This window comes from Rhodopirellula sp. P2 (genome assembly GCF_028768465.1).
Taxonomy (GTDB): domain Bacteria; phylum Planctomycetota; class Planctomycetia; order Pirellulales; family Pirellulaceae; genus Rhodopirellula.
The window spans coordinates 2,840,456-2,862,767 of the sequence record NZ_CP118225.1 but is presented as its reverse complement, the minus strand read 5'-3'; the positions used below and the strand labels follow the sequence as shown (position 1 = coordinate 2,862,767).

The following is a 22,312-nucleotide window of genomic DNA, read 5'->3' as shown; positions in this document are numbered from 1 at the left end:
GGTTTTCCGGGGGTGGGCTGCGACGCAGCAACTCCCGGCTACCATCCATCGGCTGATCGTTCGATCTGCGAAACGTTTTCAATCAACTGTCTGCTAGGGCCGTTCCCGAGTGGCCTGCAAATCGAATGGGTCGTCAGCCATCTCGGTCGCCAGTTGTCCGGCCCGGCCCATCGTCCATAATCGCAACCCTTCCAGACGCTGCTTGCCACGAACGTAGTATTCCAGCCCAAGCCCACTGAGGTGTTCTTTGGCGGCGTTTTCGTAATTCAGCCTACTCTGCGCGGTCAGCTCAACCCAACCCAGCTTCTGAAATTCCAGCGCCAAGGCAGCCGCGATTCTTTGGTGCCCCGCAATGCTCGGGTGCACATGATCAACAAACCGACTTGGGTCAGGAATTTGGTCAGCAATCAAGTCGCCTCGAAAATTGCGTTCGTCCAACAATCCGGGAGTGTCAATCAGCGGGACATCGTACCGCTCAGCAATCTCCCTGGTCGCCCGAATGATCGCACTCGGTGCTCGCAGTGGACAAACGTCATGGTCACGAGCCGCGATCAAGTAGAGACGCGCCTGATCGCTGTTCCCCTGATCATAGAGCAGTCGCCCCAAGGCATAGTTTGCCCCGGCATGAGCTCGGTCAATTCGCAAGCATTCCCGAAAAGCGTCGATGCGGCGTGCGGAACTCAACTCGGAATCGCAGGCGGTCGGCCATGCCGACTGAAAAGCCTTCTCTTCCTCGTCTGTCCAATCCGTTCGCGTTTGCATTTTAAAGGGTGGCGTGTTGATCAGATCCGACGCGGGAACGCACAGGATCAGTGGCAAATGGCTGTCCTGCGTTCGTTCCACGATGCCCTCCAGCGTGGCAGCAAAATGCTCTTCCACACCTCGTTGCCAAATCGGGTCGCGCTGATAACTGTCCAATCCGCCAGGATGGTCCAATTTCGTATCGACATTCGCGACCAACTCCGTCCGTTCCGGAGACTCAGCAAAAAACGATTGCACCCAACGAACCGTGTGCAGCTTTGATCCAATCGCAGTTGCCCAACGACTCACCGTGCCCAGCTCGCGAACATGCGCGTAGGTGCGGTCCTCTAAGAATTCATTGTGGCCAGTGTACAGCACGATCGCATCGGGCTCGTGACTCAAGACTTCTTCCAGAATCTTGGCCACCCGGTAACTGGCGTAGGCCGCCCCACCACAATTGATGACTTCGTATTTGAATTCACTGTCGGCGGATTCCAACGACAGACGCAACCAAGTTGAGAAAGCCGTTTCCGTCGCGTAGGGTCGCCCTTGAACAGTCGACCCGCCCAAAACGAATACACGTCGAGTCCCGGGGGCTTTCTTCGCAGAGAAAGATTCCGGCCGGAAAAAGTTGTACCGTTCCGATGGTATTTCCCATCGATTGGCAGCTTCATTCAGTACGAACAGTGGACGCGGTTGGCTCAGCCCCACATAAGGATCGTAATCGATTGCCTGAGTGGTCGAATCGTCCAGGCCACGCAATCCCAGTTCCAACAACAAGACCGGCAGGCACGCAATCAGGAAAGCCATCAACCGCATCGCCCATCGCCACCGCTGGCGCAGGCTCTTCGAGGCACGAACACCCTCTGGTTCACAACCGTGGTCAGTGGAAGGCTCGGACTTCAACGAAATGCCCTGGTGAGGTTGACGGTTGATTGTCATAAAAAACGAGGAGCATGATCGCGTAGATACGTTCGACAATGACTCACGAGAGGTCTCAGGTACCGGACGGGTCTTTCCCGCACACAATTTACAGTACTCGTTCATCCACCGTTCATCAAAAAGGCATTTCAGCTTCTCCTGGTCCCCCGACGCGTCAGCGAGGCCCACGCGGCATGCCCAAACCGGCCCCGTCCGGGGCGAGGATCGCCGCCAAGATGCTCCTTCGGTGCGTGCCCCGTCATCGCCTCCACCGCCAAGGTTTTGAAATTTACAATTTACAATTTAACTTTTTCAATCCATCTCCCATCTCATCTGTCGCCGCTCCGCGGCTTGCCGAGCAAAGGGGGTGACACCCAAGACCTCGGGTTGAAACCCGAGGCTAACAACTGTCACCGCTCCGCGGTTGTTCGAACGCCCCGACACGTACAACCAGTCGCGGAGAAACGACAGTTGTTTGCCGCCTCATCGCCGAACGATCCTCGGCTCGCATCTCCGTAAGACGGGGCTTCCAAGCCCGTCGAAGTGGTCCCCCGACGCGTCAGCGAGGCACGCGTGGCATGCCCAAAACCGGCCCCGTCCGGGGCGAGGATCGCCGTCACGATGCTCTTTCGGTGCGTGCCCCGTCATCGCCTCCACCGCCCAGATTTTGAAATTTGCAATTTACAATTTCACTTTTTCAATCCTTTCCCCATCTCATCTGTCGCCGCTCCGCGGCTTGCCGAGCAAAGGGGGTGACACCCAAGACCTCGGGTTGAAACCCGAGGCTAACAACTGTCACCGCTCCGCGGTTGTTCGAACGCCCCGACACGTACAACCAGTCGCGGAGAAACGACAGTTGTTTGCCGCCTCATCGCCGAACGATCCTCGGCTCGCATCTCCGTAAGACGGGGCTTCCAAGCCCGTCGAAGTGGTCCCCCGACGCGTCAGCGAGGCACGCGTGGCATGCCCAAAACCGGCCCCGTCCGGGGCGAGGATCGCCGCCAAAATGCTCCTTCGGTGCGTGCCCCGTCATCGCCTCCACCGCCCAGATTTTGAAATTTGCAATTTACAATTTCACTTTTTCAATCCATCCCCCATCTCATCTGTCGCCGCTCCGCGGCTTGCCGAGCAAAGGGGTGACACCCAAGACCTCGGGTTGAAACCCGAGGCTAACCACTGTCACCGCTCCGCGGTTGTTCGAACGCCTCGACACGTACAACCAGTCGCGGAGCAACGACAGTTGTTTGCCGCCTCATCGCCGAACGATCCCCGGCTCGCATCTCCGTAAGACGGGGCTTCCAAGCCCGTCGAAGTGGTCCCCCGACGCGTCAGCGAGGCACGCGTGGCATGCCCAAAACCGGCCCCGTCCGGGGCGAGGATCGCCGCCAAGATGCTCCTTCGGTGCGTGCCCCGTCATCGCCTCCACCTCCCAGATTTTGAAATTTGCAATTTACAATTTCACTTTTTCAATCCTTTCTCCATCTCATCTGTCGCCGCTCCGCGGCTTGCCGAGCAAAGGGGTGACACCCAAGACCTTGGGTTAAAACCCCGAGGCTGACCACTTTCACCGCTCCGCGGTTGTTAGAACGCCCCGACACGTACAACCAGTCGCGGAGCAACGACAGTTGTTTGCCGCCTCATCGCCGAACGATCCTCGGCTCGCATCTCCGTAAGACGGGGCTTCCAAGCCCGTCGAAGTGGTCCCCCGACGCGTCAGCGAGGCACGCGTGGCATGCCCAAAACCGGCCCCGTCCGGGGCGAGGATCGCCGCCAAAATGCTCCTTCGGTGCGTGCCCCGTCATCGCCTCCACCGCCCAGATTTTGAAATTTGCAATTTACAATTTCACTTTTTCAATCCATCCCCCATCTCACCTGTCGCCGCTCCGCGGCTTGCCGAGCAAAGGGGTGACACCCAAGACCTCGGGTTGAAACCCGAGGCTAACAACTGTCACCGCTCCGCGGTTGTTCGAACGCCTCGACACGTACAACCAGTCGCGGAGCAACGACAGTTGTTTGCCGCCTCATCGCCGAACGATCCCCGGCTCGCATCTCCGTAAGATGGGGCTTCCAAGCCCGTCGAAGTGGTCCCCCGACGCGTCAGCGAGGCACGCGTGGCATGCCCAAAACCGGCCCCGTCCGGGGCGAGGATCGCCGTCACGATGCTCCTTCGGCGCGTGCCCCGTCATCGCCTCCACCGCCCAGATTTTGAAATTTACAATTTACAATTTCACTTTTTCAATCCATCTCCCATCTCATCTGTCGCCGCTCCGCGGCTTGCCGAGCAAAGGGGTGACACCCAAGACCTCGGGTTGAAACCCGAGGCTGACAACTGTCACCGCTCCGCGGTTGTTCGAACGCCTCGACACGTACAACCAGTCGCGGAGCAACGACAGTTGTTTGCCGCCTCATCGCCGAACGATCCCCGGTTCGCATCTCCGTAAGATGGGGCTTCCAAGCCCGTCGAAGTGGTCCCCCGACGCGTCAGCGAGGCACGCGTGGCATGCCCAAAACCGGCCCCGTCCGGGGCGAGGATCGCCGTCACGATGCTCCTTCGGTGCGTGCCCCGTCATCGCCTCCACCGCCCAGATTTTGAAATTTACAATTTACAATTTCACTTTTTCAATCCATCTCCCATCTCATCTGTCGCCGCTCCGCGGCTTGCCGAGCAAAGGGGGTGACACCCAAGACCTCGGGTTAAAACCCCGAGGCTGACAACTTTCACCGCTCCGCGGTTGTTAGAACGCCCCGACACGTACAACCAGTCGCGGAGCAACGGACTCGAGCAAGTGGTAGGATGAAACCCGCGACCAATCGATCTTGTCGATTCGTCCGCTGAGACATCCCCCAAGTTCTTGTGACAGTGTCCATGCAAAATGCAACTCGACCGTCAGTGCTGACCCGTCTTGGCTTCATCGCGGTTGTTGTCGTGTCTCACGGGTGCTTCCTGTCCGCTGCACATGGTCAACCAGCCAAGCAGGCGGCTTCACTGAACACCGCATCGGTGAACGAGAATATTGATGCAGGAACCTCAATCACCCCACTCGACGAATACGTTCGAGAGTCACTCATCGGATCGGACCTGTTCGCCGACAACGTGCTGGAGATCCGAAGACTCGCATCCCAGGTACCTGCCGACGAACGCTTGGATTTCCTTTGTCAGTGGATTTTGCCTTCGCCGTCCCACGCGAGCTTTCGTGTGTCAGGTGATTTGCCCCCAACCAACCCGTCACCGTCCGTTCGGCGTGAAGCCGCATTTGAAACGCACGATTCATCGATCATCTCACCAGTTTATGACGCGTTGAAACTTGCAAAACAACAAGAAAAACTGGGGGAGTTACGCCAAAGAGTGGCGTCAACTGTCCCGCGAGGTTCGCGCGACGCTCAAGCACGCCTGGCGTTGTTGGCACTGATTGATTTGGAGCGAGGTGACGAGACCGACGCAGAAGAATCCATTGCGTTGCTTCACGAACTGATGTCCAAGGCGACCGAACATTCACTCGCAGAACTTTGGCCGGTCGCTCTGGTGGCCCACCGCGGGATCAGCCAGTCGGCTCGACCACGAGCGTTGGGAGAATTGGTCTCCTTTCTTCATCAAACCTGTGTCGTTCGCAATCGATCGAATCTCCCGAACTCATTCGTCAGCCAAATCCGACGAATCAGCACGGAGTTCTTCGGTCGTGAATGGGCGTCCTCCGACGAAGGCGTCCAACAGATTTATGAGTGGACGGCAGACTACCTGCAGGAGTGGATTCCGATTCGAGAAGCGACCGCATCGAGACGAGGAAATGGTGATGCCGTTGCCCAATGGATTCAGGACAAGTCCGGAGCGGTGATTCTCCGCGGAGGCAGCCACAACGAATACCTGGCGTTTGCGACGCCATTGCAAGGCAACTACAGCGTTGAAGCGGAGCTCGCAGCCAAGAAGCTCGGTCAAATCCTGTCGGCTGGACGATTTGTTGGTCTTGGTTACCGAGACAACCACTATCGCAGCGGTGTGCTGAGCTGGGGACTCGACAACATCGAACTGAACAAGCCTTTCGAGAAACTCGACGGCTGGATTCACTACCGCTCGACAATCAACGACAACACTCAAACCGTCCACTTGAATGGGCGACAAGTCCAGGAAGAATCGGTCGCTTCTAACGCAGCACCGTGGCTGGCGATGCGAAGTTGGCATCAAGACAACGCGCATTTCCGGCACCTTCGAATTGGAGGTGCCCCCGAGATCCCTGACGAAGTCTCCTTGCTGACCTCGCGTGGACTATCGGGCTGGACGGACTATTACGGTGGCTCGCGCCCCGAATACAAAGGTCACTGGAAACGCGTCGCCACCGCACGTGGGGAGACGTTGATCGTTAATCCCAAACGCGAGGATTTGCCTCGGTCTCATTGCGAAAGTCTGCTTCGGTATTTCCGACCACTGATGAATGGGGATCGTGTGGAATACGACTTCTTCTACGATCCGGGAAAGGTGAGTGCGCATCCGGCGTTGGATCGCCTCGCCTTTCTGATCACCAGCGACGGCGTGGCCGAGCACTGGATCACCGACGGGTGTTTTGACCGCAGTCAATTGCGTCCTGACAACATGGTCGTTCGATCAGACCACCAGCGTCACGAAGGAACCGTTCCGCTGAGACCGTCGCAGTGGAATCACATCGAATTGCAATTGGTCGACAACACGATCCAGCTTTCATTGAATGAGCAGCTCATCTACGAACGCCCCTTGGACGATGAAAGCGACCGCACTTTCGGGCTGTTCCACTTTGCCGATCGTGGAGAACTGAGAGCCAAAGGACTCACACTGCGTGGCAATTGGCCCCGACAACTGTCCGAGCCACAATCACTCGCGGATCCCCTTCCCGCTCAGCTTCAGTCTGATCTTGCCGGTTTGACTTCCGTTTTCACACACGACTTTCGAAATGAAGAGGACACGACTCGCTACTTCAACGCGAATACGCTGAGAACAAGCGGCAGTGCAATCACAACCGAGGACGGTTTGCGTCTGTCGGCGGCTTCATTCGGACCGTGGAAGCAGTTTGGTGCCTCCCCTCAATTCTCGTTGCGTGGTGACTTCGACGTCATAGCTGAATTGAGTCAAGCCACGTTCCCTGAGTCCGCTGAAATTGCTCGCGTGGCCCTCTCAATTTCGCTGAACGATTCGTTGTCGCGCAAATTGGTAACCGCGACGGGAATTGCCAGCGGGCAAGGAAGACATCTGCTGGGTTCCATCAACCTGAATCATCCTGATGGGACCATGCAGTTCCAATCGAGGCGGCGCACCAGTGAGTCGACCTCAGGGCGATTGAGAATTGCTCGACGAGATGATGAGGTCTCCTTCCTGTTTGCTGAGGAAGGCTCCGACCATTGGCAAATGCTTCACCGAGAGACCGCCTCGGATGGCGAAGTTCCCGTGGGAGGCATTCAGCTTCTTTGCATCGCGAAGGGCAGCGGGACAACGGCAGCGGTTTGGAGGAATCTCACACTGCAGGCCGAGGAAATGATGGTGTCGCCATCGGCTGATCCCAAACCGGTTCTTTCGGTGATTCGACTCGACGGAACGGAGCTGCAAGATTTGGCCGAGCCGACTGGGCCCCTGACTCAGGTCGGGTCGCCGGATTGGTCGCCCGATGGAACACAAATCGCCTACGACCAGCAAGCCGGCAGCACTTTGACAGCTCGGCTGATGCGAATCGAAAAATCCGGTGGGGCCCCGGTCGATCTGGGGTTTGGATCGATGCCAACGTTCTCCCCTGATGGCAAGCGGCTCGCGTTTTCGGCTGCCCGCCAAGGCGTTGGAATCATGAACGCTGACGGTTCCAATCGCAGGATTCTTGATCCGCGGGGATGGGGAATCCAGTGGTCTCCACTCCCCAACCTGCTCGCTTACAGCATCGGCGGGAACCTCCTCGTCTGGGACCGCAACACGTCATCCAGCCGCCCGATTTTGCAGGGGCCGGATGCGACTCGATACAGCTACATCTACTGGAACATGTGCTGGTCCCCGGACGGCAAACAGATCGCCATCAAGGGAAGACGTCGCGACAACTCGAATGATGAAGTGGCCGTCGTCACACTGTCACCCCCGAATCGGCTTCAAGTCCTTGCCACGCCAGCGAAAGTCGGCGGTGACTTTGGTTGGTCGTCAGACAGTCGCGATTTACTGTTTCCGATGTTAGACGCCGAATCACGACGGACTCGATTGCATTCAATCGACGTGACGGCTCCGGGCTTGCCAATGCCATGGCCCAATCAACCAAACGATCGGCAGATCGCTGGAGTGGACCTGTCCCACGATGGCAAATGGCTGGCCATCACCGCCAGACCCGAACCGCGAGTCGTCCCCTGGGAAACGCGACCGGATTCGTCGCCTGAGCAGGCCCCCGTCCGCTGAGACACCGCCGGATACCACCGGGCGCCAACCATGGCAATCAACAGGCCATACGGCCGAGAAGATCAGTGCTGAATTCCATTTTGACTAGCCTGTTGCGATCGAGAGTCCGATGGCAAAACTTGCCTGCACGGTCGTGCACCGTCACAAGCCATCGGCTTCCTCCGAGATCGCAGCCAAGCGGTGCATCTCCGAGTGCGAATGTGCTCGAACGCATCGTCATGAAACAATCGAGCGTCTCTTTCCTTGTTTGGTTTCCAGCTTCGAGTTCAGCATGCCAAGTGATTCCCTCGTTCGTGGAACATCGATGACGGTGGCGCTGGCGATTTGGTGGTGCCATGCGACGACCGCTGTGGCGGAATTTCGAAACGAAACGAAGAGTCAAAATGTCGTTGTCGTTTACTCTTACGGTGATGTGCTGCCCGCAAACGAGATTGTCGACCGAGTGCTGCGAGAGAACCTGCAGTCGGGCGGTGATTCACACGTCGAGGTATACAACGAATATCTCGACATCTCCCGGTTCCCCGAAGCAGAACATCTTCAGCGAACACGGAAACTGCTTCAGGAGAAGTATTTGGATCGAGACGTTGACCTGGTGATCGCCGGTGGTTCGGTTGCCTTGGAATTCTTGCTGGAGCATCGTGAATCTTTGTTCGCGGACTCTCCGCTGATCTACACCTGCGTCGGCAGCGAAAGGATCTTGGAAGACGATCGCTTCAAGAATCTCACCGGCATCCAGATGCGGCTCGACTTGGTCGCGACGCTGGATCTCGCCCTCACGCTTCAACCGGGGGCCGAGGATTTGGTTGTCATCACGGGAGCCTCTCAGCTCGATCGTGATTGGAAGCAGTCGACAGACGAGCAACTGAGTCAATCACACCATGATGCGAGGCTCAAGGTCACTCATTGGAGTGGTTTGCCAATGGAAGACTTGATCCAACAAGTTCAGTCGCTTCCGAAACAGACAATCGTGTTGTTTTTGCTGTGCATGCAAGACGGCAATGGCGAGCACTTCTTCTCGCCCGAGGTTGTGCAGCGATTGGCCGACGTTTCGCCAGCACCGCTGTATGGTGTCTACAACACGTATCACGGCAAGGGGATCGTGGGCGGGCACTTCGCGACGTTCGAGGATTTGGCCAAAGCGACCGCGGAGTTAGCACGACAGGTCCTCCATGGTAACAATCCACAGGAGGCGTCGGATGTCACCAAAGCCCCCATTCACAATCATCTCGATTGGCGACAACTGCAGCACTGGGGATTGGATCAGTCGCGTGCTCCACTTGATAGCGTCGTCGCGTTTCGTGAACTTTCCGCTTGGGAACGCTATCCCGGTCGAATCGCCGCGGCGGCCACGCTGATCGTGATCCAAGCCGGTTTGATCGCTGTGTTGCTCGTGCAAATCCGTCGAAGACGCAAAGCAGAGCAGGCACAGCTGGCCAGCCAAGAGGTCGCCCGTCGGCAACGAGACGAACTGGCGCGAGTCAATCGTGTGGCGACCGTGGGCGAGTTATCCACTTCGATTGCCCATGAGGTGAACCAACCGCTCTCGGCGATCGTCAGCAACGCGCAAGCCGCCATCAGGCTTCTGCAACAGACACCACCGGATACCGACGAGGTCGCAGCGGCTCTGCAAGACATCGCAGGAGACGGAAATCGCGCCGCCGGCATCCTGAAACACGTCCGTTCTCTTTCGAAAAAAGAACAACCAACGCGTGTGCTTTTGGACCTCAACACAATCGTTCGCGACGTGCTCCGGCTCGTCGCACCGGACGCCGTGAGTCGTGGCATTGTGATTCATGAAGAACTCGATCGAAACCTGCCTCCAATTGCGGGAGACGAAATCGGGCTCCAGCAAGTCATCTTGAACCTCCTGATCAACGCGGGGCAGGCGATGCAGGACGTCCAACACGATCCACAACAAATCATCGTGCGAACGACACACGATGACGAGTCCGTTCGATTGAGCGTCGAGGACAGCGGTGTCGGGCTGGACGAAGACCAATTGCAGGAAGTATTTCATCCATTTTTCACAACTCGGTCCGGTGGAATCGGCATGGGGTTGTCGATCAGTCAATCCATTGTCGAATCGCATGAAGGACAGATTTGGGTAACGCGAAACGCGTCTGACGGCGTGACGTTTCACGTTCGCCTAACCACCGCAACCGACACAGTGAACCGATGAACACACGCAAGGGCGAACTGTCGCTGTCAGAAGGGAGCTCCCTGACTGGCGCGTGGTGAGTAAGATGGCGTCATGTCCGTGAACAACGCCACCGTCTACATCGTTGACGACGACGAATCGGTTCGAAAAGCAAAAGCACGCCTGTTGAAATCAGTCGGGTTGCAAGTCGAGTTGTTCGGTTCGGCGCGAGAGTTCCTGGACCACCAGCGTTCCGATGTTCCCGGTTGTTTGTTGCTGGACGTGCGAATGCCTGGTCTAAGCGGATTGGACATGCAACAGCGTTTGAAAGAGACGCAGCAAGATTTACCGATCGTGTTCATGAGCGCCCACGGCGACATTCCCATGTCGGTTCGAGCGATCAAGGCGGGAGCGACGGATTTCCTCCCCAAGCCTGTCGACGATCAAAAGCTGCTCGACGCGGTGGGCCAAGCGATCGACCAAAACATCCTCTCCCGGCGCAGCAACGGCGAACTGGGGCACATCCATCAACGTCTCCGTTCGCTGACTCCTCGCGAACAAGAAGTGTTGGCGTTGGTCGTGGACGGATTGCCGAACAAGCAAATCGCCAACCGGCTCGGCATCTCTCAGCCGACCGTGAAGAGCCACCGTCGCCATCTGATGGACAAGATGGAGGCCTCATCGATCGCCGAATTGGCTCGCATGGTGGAAAAATCGGCGGCGACCTCTACGAAAGGATGACACCAGTCATCCCAAAGAATGATTTCGCCTGCATGGGCCGGTCGCTACCGTATCAATCGTTGTAGTTCCAGCCATCTGAGGGTGCTTCACTTCGGTCGCTTTCTCGAATCGGTTGGTTGCCCTGAAGAGATCACGGAGCGGCCCTGCCAGTTGATGTCAAACCGATTGACCATTGCTGTGATCGACGATGACGAATCGATCCGCACCGCTCTGCGGCGTTTGCTGCAAATCAGTGGTTACTCGGTGATGACCTTCGCGTCGGCAGAAGCATTCCTTCAAGAGACGGTGACCAAGGATCCAGATTGTTTGTTGCTCGATATCCGGCTCGGGGGCATGACGGGTCTGCAACTGCAACAGACGCTATTGAAAGCGGAACGCAGCATTCCAACGTTATTTTTGACGTCGCATCAGGACAACTCATCCCGGCGAACCGCAATGCAAGCTGGAGCCTTCGATGTGCTCCGCAAACCGATCGACGCCGAAGTATTGCTCGACTCGATCCGCCAAGCGTTGAACCGCACCCAACCAATCACAAAGCCGAAAAGAATCGGTTGATTCGACTGACGGAACGAAACTTTTCTTAATCCATTGTTCGGGAGAACTAAAGTGTCTAGAGGTACAAGAATTTTTGCGTTGACCCAAGCGGGTGTGCTAGGCCTGCTGGGCTTAGTGGCTTCCGCGACGATGGTTCGCGCCGCAGAGCAACCGAACATTGTCGTCCTGATTTCTGACGACACCGGTTATGGCGACCTCGGTTGTTACGGCGGCGGAGCAGGTCGTGGGATGCCAACGCCCAACCTGGATCGCCTGGCGAACGAGGGCATGCAGCTCTGGTCGTTTTACGGTCAAGCCAGTTGCACCGCCGGTCGCGCGGCGATGATCACAGGCCGTTTCCCCAACCGGAGTGGCATGACCACGGTCGCGTTCCAAGGTCAAGGCGGAGGATTGCCCGCTGCGGAATGGACTTACGCGTCGCTCCTCAAGAAAGCCGGGTACAACACCTTCTTCGCTGGAAAATGGCACTTGGGCGAAGACGCGTACGCCATGCCAACGGCTCACGGTTTTGATGTGATGCGGAACGCGTTTCTGTACCACCTCAACGCGTACACTTACCCGCTCGAATCGTTCAATCCTGGAATGGAACCTGAACTACGCGAAGCCTTCACCAAGATCACAACCGGGATCCTCGAAGGCGAAGCCGGCAAACCAGCTCGGGAAGTCGCGAAAGTCACCGACGAGAACATCGCTGAAATCGATGTGATGACGACCACAGCATCGCTGGAATACCTTGAGAAGTTTGCCAAGGAAGACAAACCATTCTTGATGAGCATCAACTTCGCCAAGAACCACCAACCCAACCTTCCCGCCAAAGGTTACGAACTGAAGTCGCCTGCGAAAAGCAAATACGCCGATTGCGTGGTCGAGTTGGACGACAACGTCGGAAAGATCATGGACAAGATCCGTGAACTCGGTATCGATGACAACACACTGGTCTTCTACACCGTCGACAACGGAGCCTGGCAAGACGTTCACCCCGACGCCGGCTACACACCGTTTCGTGGTAGCAAGGGAACCGCACGCGAAGGCGGACACCGCGTCCCGGCAATCGTTTGGTGGCCCGGTAAAATCCAACCCGGCAGCGACTCCCACGAGATCGTCGGTGGACTCGACATGCTCGCCACATTCGCGTCGGTCGCGGGCGTGGATCTTCCTGAAAAAGACCGCGAAGGCGAGCCCATTGTCTTTGACAGTCAGGACATGACACCGCTTCTGACCGGGAAAACAGAAGACTGGAAACGAAACAAATGGTACTTCTTCACCGAATCGGATCTCTCACCCGACGCCATTCGTTACGGCAAATGGAAAGCCGTTTTCAACCAGCGCGGCGACAACGGTGCCATGGCCGGCAGCAACGCCCCGGCGGCTGAACTGGGATGGCGAGGACCGCAAAAGTATGCAGCCACCGTCCCAGCGGTCTATGATCTCTGGCAGGATCCTCAAGAACGCTACGACTTGTTCATGAACAGCTTCACCGAGAAAACGTGGACGATGGTTCTCTTCAACAAGGCCACGTCCGAGTTGATGAAGACCTACGAAGCCAACCCGCCACGCAAACTTCAAAGTGAGACTTACACCGGCCCGCTGTCGATCGAACGATTCCGGAAGATCGACGAAATCAAATCGTTGCTGAAAAAGAAAGGCATCGATCTGAAAGAGCTGCAGGACTGATCTCTTTTGTGAGGCGTGGCGGGATATGATTCTCGCCACGCCTTTTTTGATGCGCGCTCCCCAACTCGTCACGAAGAAACCCCCATGAGATTCACTCGCCTTTCGACCTTCACCGCATCCGTCGCAATGTTGCTGGCCGGTTCTGCCACTGCAGTGGCCAGCGATCCGCTTCCTTCCTGGAATGACAACGCGGCGAAGCAATCCGTCATGGCGTTTGTCGAGCGTGTCACGCAAAAGGGTTCACCCGACTTCGTCCCGGTGGAAGAGCGTGTTGCGACCTTCGACAATGACGGAACGCTGTGGAGTGAGCAGCCCTACTACTTCCAACTCGCCTTTGCCTTGGATCGTGTCAAAGCGATGGCACCGGATCACCCTGAATGGAAAACCAAACAACCGTTCAAGGGTGTCCTGGAGGGCGATCTCAAAGCCGTCCTGGCCGGCGGGAAGAAGTCGCTGATTGAGATCATCGCTGCCACCCATGCCGGCATGACCGCCGACGAGTTTGAACGGATTGTCACCGATTGGATCTCGACCGCGAAACATCCCAAGACCGGACGGCTGTACAAGGAAATGATCTATCAGCCGATGCTGGAATTGCTAGCGTATCTTCGGGCCAACGAGTTCAAGACCTACATCGTCTCAGGCGGTGGGATCGAGTTCATGCGGCCGTGGACAGAAGCCACCTACGGCATTCCACCGGAGCAGGTTGTCGGCAGCAGCATCAAGACACGCTACGAGGTTCGCGACGGCAAACCCGTCATCGTACGGTTGCCCGAGGTTGATTTCGTGGACGACAAAGAAGGCAAGCCGGTGGGCATTCATTCGCACATTGGCCGACGTCCCATCTTTGCAGCAGGCAACTCCGACGGCGATTTGCAAATGCTCCAGTACGCGACGATTGGCCGATCCCCGAGTTTCGGCTTGATCGTGCATCACACGGATGCGGAACGCGAATGGGCTTACGATCGGCAATCACATATCGGCCAACTCGACCAAGCCCTCGACGACGCAAAACAAACAGGCTGGACGGTTGTCGATATGAAGCAGGACTGGAAAGCAATCTACCCAAACAAGTGAATGGCTGATCAACGTCCTTAAGAGATCGCTGGTGGATTCAACGCGAGGCCGCTCAACCGTCGCCAATCAGATGAAATCGTCTGCGTCGTTCGAGCCTTCCTCCGAGCGTCCCTCCTCCGAATCGAAAAGTTCCGTTCCCGCATCATCTCGCTGGCTTTCATCAAAAGGGTCTTGCTGCAACCTCTGAACCTGAAAGTCAAAGAGATTGCAGACACTCGGCCGGCCAGGTGGGAGTGTGTAAATACGGCTGCTGCATCGTCCAACCTGAAACAACCCGTCCGTCCGCAGTGGCGACTCAGACTCGTGAAAGCAGTGATCATTCAGGTAAGCTTTGTACCCCCGCTCGCCGACGTCCAGTCGCAAGCGAGCGGTTCGCATACTCTCCTTCGACAATGACCATTCTTTGTAAAACGAGGATGACATTGCTTCCTCGGGAACCGAATTGACACAGAGAAATCTGGCTCCTGGACAGAACCGAACTTGAGCCCCACGCAATTCGTTTCTCAGCCCTCCGGATCCATCCGGACCGCAGAGCAAGCCAACGCCATACGGAGATCTCGTCGCGTCCAAGAAAGTCACCGTGACCTCATATCGAGCCGGCAATGGATAGCGCACCTGGTTCCAGAGGAAAAAGGAGTGGTCCAACCAATCCGTTTCAACTTGATACCCTCCAATGGGATCGTCACTGTCGGCTATGACTTCGACCGTTTCCTGAGCCGACGGTGCGTTGCTCTGCTCACCACTTTGCTCGTCTTCATCAGCTCCGTTCAACTCAACGTTCAGCTGATTCGCTTCGACGTTACACTTCTCACTCGATCGCAACTCCAAACGTGAGTGGTTGCCAACCGGGATGAAGCTGGCGGCAAGTTCGTTAACCGTGAACTTGACTTGCTCGCCGCGGTGAAAACGGTCCAAGAGATTCAATTGGGTTCGCCGGCGAGCCAGCATTCGCGTGGCATATTCGCGTTTTGACTCAATCGCCTCAGAGGACAAATCAGAAAAACGCTCCGCAATGAAACTTGGGTCCTCCAACCAAACCGCCTCCAGATCCTCCAACCTTGCGATCAAATCAGCGATTCTCGGTTGGTCCAACCTCTCGCTATTGAACACCAACTGTTGATGAATTGGCATCCATGAAAAGTACGATGACCCGCTGGCCATTCGACAGACGAAACGCACCTCTTCCTCATCCATGTTGTGCGTTTTCCAATTCACGATGCGACTGCGTTGGCCAATTGTTTCCAGCAACGCTGAGACATCGTCAAACTGCCCAGCCTCCCACAGAATCTGCAGGGCGTACCCCAGACTTCGCTCCCCGTAACGGTACGTTCGATTCGCATTGCTGAGCTTGCGCCAAGCGTCGACTGAACGTCGTGCCCACATCAAATTCCCGGCTTCGTCCAACATCGAAACGTCGGCAGTGCGACGCGTGAAATAACGTCGCATGAACAGATGGGAGTGCAGAGCAACCAATCCGTCCGGCGTCTCTGTATCCAAGCATTTCGAGGCGATTGATTTCTGCAGCTCTTCGCTGCCTCCCCAGCGAGGCATCAACGCAAGGTCATAGCTGTCGTAGGCGCGTTGATGATCGAGATGCCCACTCAAAGACAACCGGAACCAATGGTGCACTGACAAAGGCGTGCTACCACTCGCCATTTGCATTCCCAGCGGGGCACTGGCCAACATGGCCAGTTCAGGCCGAAGCAAGTAGGCTTCCACCATGTGCGTCGACGCCACATTGGCCAGTTCTCCAAATGTTTCCATTGCGGAGGGGGCAGTCTCTGAAACATAACTCGTTCCACGATTGTCCCAGGCCACCCTTCTATAAAACTGCCCAATCACAGCATGCACGACAAACGCGGGGACGTCCGGCTGTTCTGCCGATGACAATCCATCCAGAAAGTCCATTTGGGCAACGGAGTTGAGGACATCCACCGCCTGCAGCATCCGGGTCAAGCACACGTGATCGCGGCCAACACTGGGACTGCGACTCGAAGCCTCCTGCCATGCCACAGGCCAAGCCGCAAGAAACCGACGCACCGCCGCGTCATAACCATCCGAGTTCCTGTCTACGGCGTGGCACAACAAGGATTCACTGTGCACCAACGCGGCAAGCACTGGATCGAACGACTCCGGCGACTCTGCAATCCGATCAGAAGCTTTGCCGACACGTTCGAAATTTGTTTCTCTCGTGTCCCCGAAATCGCATTTCAAAAGGGCCAGCAAAACGAGAGGGTCGCCCGTCGCCTCGAATTCCTTGACATCGTCCAACGCCTTCTTCGGCGGGTGTTCCGAACGGCATCCGAAATACAAGCACTCACGAAGACTGCTTGTGATTGGCTCGACGTTGTCGAGGTCTGGATTGCGTTGAACAAAGTCTTCCAACATCAGCTCAACGTCGGCCATGAACTCGTCGCATAAGTCCGCGAAGAAAATGGGCGGATCTTCGCCAACCAAGGGCGCGTCGTAGACATCCAGCAGCGCCGTTTCCAGATGAGGGTCCACCTTCGCCCGAGCCTTGACCGCATCACGAAGCCGGGTTTGCTGACTCGCCACATCGATTGGAAACCGCTCGAACATCGTCCGAAACGTTTCCGCCTTCAGATCCTGTGCACTCAGAGCATACTGTTCCCGGTACTTCATCGCCTCAGCTTGCACCTTCATCTGCTCCGCCATGGCGGCAGAAGATGCGGCAGCCTGAGCCAACCTGTTTTGCTCCGTTCGATAGAGATAGAAACCGCCGCCCCCGACCGCCGTGGCACTCACCACCAATGCGATCAACAAGACCTTCCAGAGGATCCTCTTGGGAGCCTTCTCGCCGGAAAGTGACTTCGACTTTGTCATACCCAGTGTTCCCGCCATCAATCTTTTCGAACGTGCACGGGATGTTGCCTGTTGATCGACCTCGGCACCCGCCAAACACCGTGCTCTGACCAACCAGTCTAACTCAACAAAACCCACGGCGGGGAAAGCCAGCCCCCACACCAGAAAACTGACTCGCCTCGACGATCGAAACTCCGAGAAACCCACGACCTGTTCGTTCGATGCTGAGCGGTGTCGCGGCCGAAACGCAACTGACTCGAGTGGCCTGGATAGGGTTGGCGGCCACGTGTCCCCGGTCGATCCTGTTGTCATTGCCGCGGGACGATCCAAATGGCAAGCCGACGGGCAAGTCTTGAAATTGCACGGTGTCACCTCGCCTGGGTTTGGTGGATACTTTCATTGTTCAAACCAGGCCTTCACCGGCCCGGCAATGGCTGTATCGCCACGATCGTGGCGACACCCGCAACGTCAAACTGCGCATGCGAGAGCCAGGGATTTGACTCGATCTCTTGTTCACGCTTCTCCCCACCCAAAGACATCTCAACTCAAATCTTGAGTGACTCAGGACCTGTGACCAAAATGCATTTTCGATTCAAGCTTGCCATCGTTGCAGTTTTTGGCATTGTGATCGCGACCAATTCCTCGGCAAATGAGCCGGTGACCCTCGTGTCACTTCTGCATGAGATGACTGACCGAGAAAAGGTCGCTCGCTACCCTCGTCATGATTTCCGACTGAAGCAGGCGAGCAGCTACAGCCGTGATTCGAAAACCCCCGACGATCCCAAAGGTTGGTTTGACAACTTCGATCGAAACACAAACGACACTCACAAGAATTACGTTCGCGTAGAAGACAACCAGGGGCGCAAAGAGTACGTGGTGATGGAGGACGAAGGCGCCGGAGCGATCACTCGCTTTTGGGTGCCTTGGAAAAACCAGCTGCAGCCAGGAACCGATGTTGTCATTCGGTTTTACCTGGATGGTGCCTCGAAGCCCGCCATCGAAGGAAACATGTTCGACTTGTTTCAGGGAAAGGGACTGATCCCGTTTCCACTCGCCCACGAATCTCTGCGATCGGCTGTTTCGTTCTTCCCGATTCCGTACGCCAGAAGCTGCAAGGTGACGATGTCGGACCATCCGTTTTTCTTTCAGTTCACCTACCGGGAATACGAGGAAGATGTCGCCGTGAAGACGTTCTCGATGGACGACTTCCAGTCGGCGAAACGGCTGATTGACACAACCTGTCAGAAACTTTTATCGCCCAGCACATCCGGGTCGGGTGACGTTGTGAATCTGAAAGAGACCCTCGCCGGTGGAAACGAGCAATCGGTCTCGCTACCCGCACAGGAGGCAGCGATCACATCGTTGTCGCTCAAGTTAGGCAGTTACGAAGACCCGAACGTGACGCGGCATGTCGTCTTGAAGATCCGCTTTGACGACAAGGAAACTGTGTGGTGTCCGATCGGCGACTTCTTCGGCGGTGGCATCGGTTTGAATCCATTCCAGGGTTGGTATCGCACGGTGGATGCTGATGGCACGATGACCTGCCGATGGGTGATGCCGTACCAAAACAACGCGAAAATCTCTGTCGTGAACCTGGGCAAAGATCCAGTCGACGTTGAACTTTCCGCCACGATCGACGACTGGAAATGGGATTCGTCCAGCATGTACTTCCACGCTGGCTGGCGAGGTCAATACCCTGTGCCGACACGCCCTTACTCCGACTGGAATTACGTCACCTTGCACGGTCGTGGCGTGTATGTCGGCGACACGCTCACGATCATGAATCCAGTGGAACGATGGTGGGGAGAAGGTGACGAAAAGATTTTCATCGACGGCGAATCGTTCCCTTCGATTTTTGGCACCGGAACCGAAGATTACTACGCCTATTCCTGGGGCGGGCGCAGCACCGACTTTTATGAGCATCCGTTTCATGCTCAACCGTTCAGCCACCAGTACAACCAACTGAACCGTAAACCCAAGATTGACGAAAAGAACACGCAAGGTTTCAGCACAGAGACACGCACTCGAGCACTCGACACCATGCCGTTTTCCAGCTCGCTCAAACTGGACATGGAAGTTTGGTCCTGGACGGATTGCGACATGGGCTACGGCGTGGGTGTCTATTGGTACGGCGACGCTGACACCAAATCGAATCACGCGCCGGACCAAGAGGAGGTGCTGAATGTTCCGCCAGTCCCAACAACGAAATCCACGCCACGCCAAGCAACCATTTCCAGCACCGGCCACGCGTTTCCTAATTCAGTGGAGGTGAACGTGAAAAATGTCCTCTCCAAACCAGAGCACATCGCCCTGAAGCCACAGAACCTGAAGCGAATGAAGCTCAAGGGAACCTGGAGCCAGGACGACCAAGTGCTGTTCAAAAACACGCGAATTGGTGACGCCGTGGAAATCCGCATTCCAGCGTCGGGCTCCGCGGCCGAGACGCTCACGCTGCACGCCACCAAGAGCGGTGACTATGGGATCGTGAATTTCTCAGTCAACGGCCAGCCCGCCGCTGCGAACGTCGATTTCTATTCCGGCGAAAAACCGACTTCTCACGGTCCAATTGCACTGGGAACATTTTATCCCGTCGACGGCGTCTACGTCCTGCGAGCGGAAGTCACCGGTCAAAACAAAGACTCCTTGGGAACCTTGTTTGGGCTCGACTGCGTGACGCTGGTTCCTGCCACCGGTGGATTTTAACCACTCACGGTTGACCGGAGCTCAACAACAACTGTCGCCGGAGCAGCAACCAGAGGCGGTCGGCAAGGAAATCGCCGCAGGTTTTTCGGCGTTGTCGCTGGAGTAAACCGCGAAGTGATCGGCGATCGTTTCCCGTGACGCCGCTTCCGCGAGTTCGTCCGTGCAGACTTCGCCTCGCGTGTACATTCGCCCGGCGTCATCACACACGTACTTGAATGGGCCACGATAAACCCGTTGGTACCCGTTCGCCGAAGCACTGCCGGATTCAATCGCATCGTCATCGGTCCGTGTTGCGATCACGGTCATCGATCGGAACGCGATGCCTTCGACGACCCGCCACGGTTCCGTCTGCAGCTCCGCGATTTGGAGGTCTTCAAAACCAGCGTTTTCAAACGCTTCCAAGAACGCCGATTGCTTGTACGCGCCGGAGATGCAACCGCTCCATAATTCGGGGTCCGCTTGCATCGCCTCGGGCACCTCTTCGTCGCACACGATGTCGCTGATCACCGCTCGCCCGCCTGGTCGCAAGACACGGAAGATCTCGTCGAACAACAGCTCCTTCTCATCGGCATCGACCAGATTCAAGACACAGTTGCTGACCACAACGTCGATCGTTTCGTCATCGATCAGGGGCGATTCCCGCCGTTGCTCAGCCAAGTAAGCCTCCAGCGCACGAAGTCCCGCGTCGTCGGTCACCGGATGCTGCTGCAAGTAAGCCTGGACCTCGTCACGATCGATCGCCAAGTCTTGGATCTTGCCTTTGCGAAAGGTGACGTTGTCGTAACCGATCGCTGCGGCGACCTTGGGCTGCGACTGCCGAGCCAACTGGAGCATGTCGTCATTCATGTCGACACCGATCACGTGGCCTTGCTCACCCACGACTTGCGAGGCGATGAAGCAAATCTTTCCGCCGCCGCTGCCCAGATCCAAAACGGTCTCCCCAGGGCGAACGTACTTCGATGGGTCGCCGCAACCGTAATCGCGATCGATGACTTCTTGCGGGATGACCTTCAAGTACTTCGCGTCGTAGTCGACCGGGCAACAAAGCTCGGCCTCACGCTCCTGGGCCGCTTGAGCGTAACGTTCACGGACGGCGGCTTCCACATTCAATGAAGTCATGGCGATTCAGCAAGAGAAAAAGAGAGCGAAGAAAGAATTCAGAACGGCAATCACTTCAGTGCAGCAAGGCACCACCGCAGCCACTGCCGGCCCCGGCGGTGCAACCGTAACAATGGTCCGCCAATGCGATCGGCTGATCAACCAGTTCGTCGAGGGATTCGATGGACCAAACCGTGCGTGGGCATTGAGACAAATCGATCATTTGATTGAAATCGCAATCGTAAATCTGACCGTCCCAACTGACCGACACCAGTGACCGGCACATCACCTCGTCCGTGGCTTTCGCGTTGAAGTTTTCCGACAGCAACCGCAGGTAGTCGTCCAGCCACCCCCGTTTTTGCAGGTATTGAGCGTATCGGCGAATGGGAATGTTGGTGATGGTCAGCAAATTGCCAAACTCAATCCCGTATCGAGCCGACAATTCGCGTCGGTAATCAGCTTCCAATTGGGCTTGATCCGGCGGCAGCGACGGCCCGGTCGGGTTGTAGACCAGATCCAGTCGATGCGTGTCGCTGTCGCGTCGATACCCGAGTTCATTCAGCCTCAGCAGCCCATCGATGCTGCGTCCAAAGACGCCTCCGCCGCGTTGCCCATCGACGTTGTCCTCCAGATAACACGGGAGCGAAGCCACCACGTCGATTTCGTTCGCTGCCAAAAAGTCGGCCACCCATTCGTAGCCGGGCTCGCTCAGAATGGTCAGATTGCATCGGTCGATGACCCGCAAACCGGCCGCTCGAAACGTTTCGGCCAACCGGCGGAAGTTCGGATTCATCTCCGGTGCGCCGCCGGTCAAATCGACGGTGGTGATCGCGGGGCAGGATGCCACCAATTCCAGCAAACGATCCGCCGTGCGATCGTCCATGTTTTCGCGTTTCTTGGTCGGACCAGCGTCCACGTGGCAGTGAGTGCAGGTTTGATTGCAAAGCTTGCCGAGATTGATTTGAAGCTGATTCAGCTGGTTTCGCCAGAGCTTGCCGCCTTCCAGCCGCGACGCAAACGTTGGAACCACACCGGTGGGGAGACCTTCATTCACAATCGGCAGCAAACTCGACACAGCGGCTTTCTCCAAGGATTCATCAGGGCGGCAGGATCGATTCAAATCATACGAACCGTCGTCGACAACAGCACACTTCGAGCACTGAGGCCGGAAAGGGCGAAATGGAAACCATCGGCGCGGCCCCAACGTACAAGATGGCCAACGAAGTCCTATCCCCGTTGTTGGGACAAAACGGTAGGATGAAGTCAGCACGGTATGGGGAACCGGCCGGTTGTGCGTCGAAGCTCGTTTTCGCGAAAAGCATTTGCGAAACGATTTTCCCTGCAATTGATTGGTTTTTGAGACGACGGAACAAGCCTTCCCTCGTCTTGTGGGTGACTTGTGGCGTACGGTTTGCGTAGGGAAACATCGGGTCGAAAGATTCGCCAGTTTG

General features: G+C 56.6%; 11 protein-coding genes. 7 read left to right on the top strand and 4 right to left on the bottom strand.

Annotated features, from left to right (window positions below; genetic code table 11):
- Nucleotides 1–93: 93 nt before the first annotated feature.
- Nucleotides 94–1,647, bottom strand: coding sequence for a hypothetical protein (locus PSR62_RS10115; protein WP_443217419.1), 1,554 nt, complete (start codon nt 1,645–1,647; stop codon nt 94–96).
- 2,881 nt (nt 1,648–4,528) lie between these two features.
- Between PSR62_RS10115 and PSR62_RS10110 the strand changes: the two genes are divergently transcribed.
- The 6 genes from PSR62_RS10110 (at nt 4,529) to PSR62_RS10085 (ending at nt 14,237) form a co-directional block, all read left to right on the top strand.
- Nucleotides 4,529–8,053, top strand: coding sequence for a DUF1583 domain-containing protein (locus PSR62_RS10110; protein WP_274407643.1), 3,525 nt, complete (start codon nt 4,529–4,531; stop codon nt 8,051–8,053).
- 271 nt (nt 8,054–8,324) lie between these two features.
- The gene (locus PSR62_RS10105) at nt 8,325–10,232 is read left to right on the top strand and encodes a sensor histidine kinase (RefSeq protein ID WP_274407642.1); all 1,908 of its coding nucleotides are present in this window, start codon (nt 8,325–8,327) and stop codon (nt 10,230–10,232) included.
- 72 nt (nt 10,233–10,304) lie between these two features.
- Nucleotides 10,305–10,931, top strand: a complete 627-nt coding sequence (locus PSR62_RS10100) for a response regulator transcription factor (protein ID WP_274407641.1) — start codon at nt 10,305–10,307, stop codon at nt 10,929–10,931.
- Between the two features lie 18 nt (nt 10,932–10,949).
- On the top strand, nt 10,950–11,486 hold the full coding sequence (locus tag PSR62_RS10095; protein ID WP_274407640.1) for a response regulator transcription factor: 537 nt from the start codon (nt 10,950–10,952) through the stop codon (nt 11,484–11,486).
- A gap of 129 nt (nt 11,487–11,615) precedes the next feature.
- A complete protein-coding gene (locus PSR62_RS10090; protein WP_274407639.1) occupies nt 11,616–13,160 on the top strand; it encodes an arylsulfatase in 1,545 nt (514 codons plus the stop codon).
- A gap of 84 nt (nt 13,161–13,244) precedes the next feature.
- Entirely contained in the window at nt 13,245–14,237 is a 993-nt protein-coding gene (locus tag PSR62_RS10085; RefSeq protein WP_274407638.1) for an HAD family hydrolase, read from the top strand.
- 66 nt (nt 14,238–14,303) lie between these two features.
- Here the strand turns inward: PSR62_RS10085 and PSR62_RS10080 are convergent, their stop codons facing one another.
- Nucleotides 14,304–17,081, bottom strand: a complete 2,778-nt coding sequence (locus PSR62_RS10080; protein WP_274407637.1) for a hypothetical protein — start codon at nt 17,079–17,081, stop codon at nt 14,304–14,306.
- 663 nt (nt 17,082–17,744) lie between these two features.
- On the opposite strand from PSR62_RS10080, the gene PSR62_RS10075 reads away from it, so the two are divergent.
- A complete protein-coding gene (locus PSR62_RS10075) occupies nt 17,745–19,763 on the top strand; it encodes a glycoside hydrolase family 172 protein (protein WP_274407636.1) in 2,019 nt (672 codons plus the stop codon).
- A gap of 21 nt (nt 19,764–19,784) precedes the next feature.
- Here PSR62_RS10075 and PSR62_RS10070 read toward each other — a convergent pair whose 3' ends face one another.
- Complete coding sequence (locus PSR62_RS10070) at nt 19,785–20,873, bottom strand: methyltransferase domain-containing protein (RefSeq protein ID WP_274408200.1); 1,089 nt, start codon at nt 20,871–20,873, stop codon at nt 19,785–19,787.
- A 64-nt stretch (nt 20,874–20,937) separates the two neighbouring features.
- The gene (arsS, locus tag PSR62_RS10065; protein WP_274407635.1) at nt 20,938–21,936 is read right to left on the bottom strand and encodes an arsenosugar biosynthesis radical SAM (seleno)protein ArsS; all 999 of its coding nucleotides are present in this window, start codon (nt 21,934–21,936) and stop codon (nt 20,938–20,940) included.
- Between the last annotated feature and the right edge of the window lie 376 nt (nt 21,937–22,312).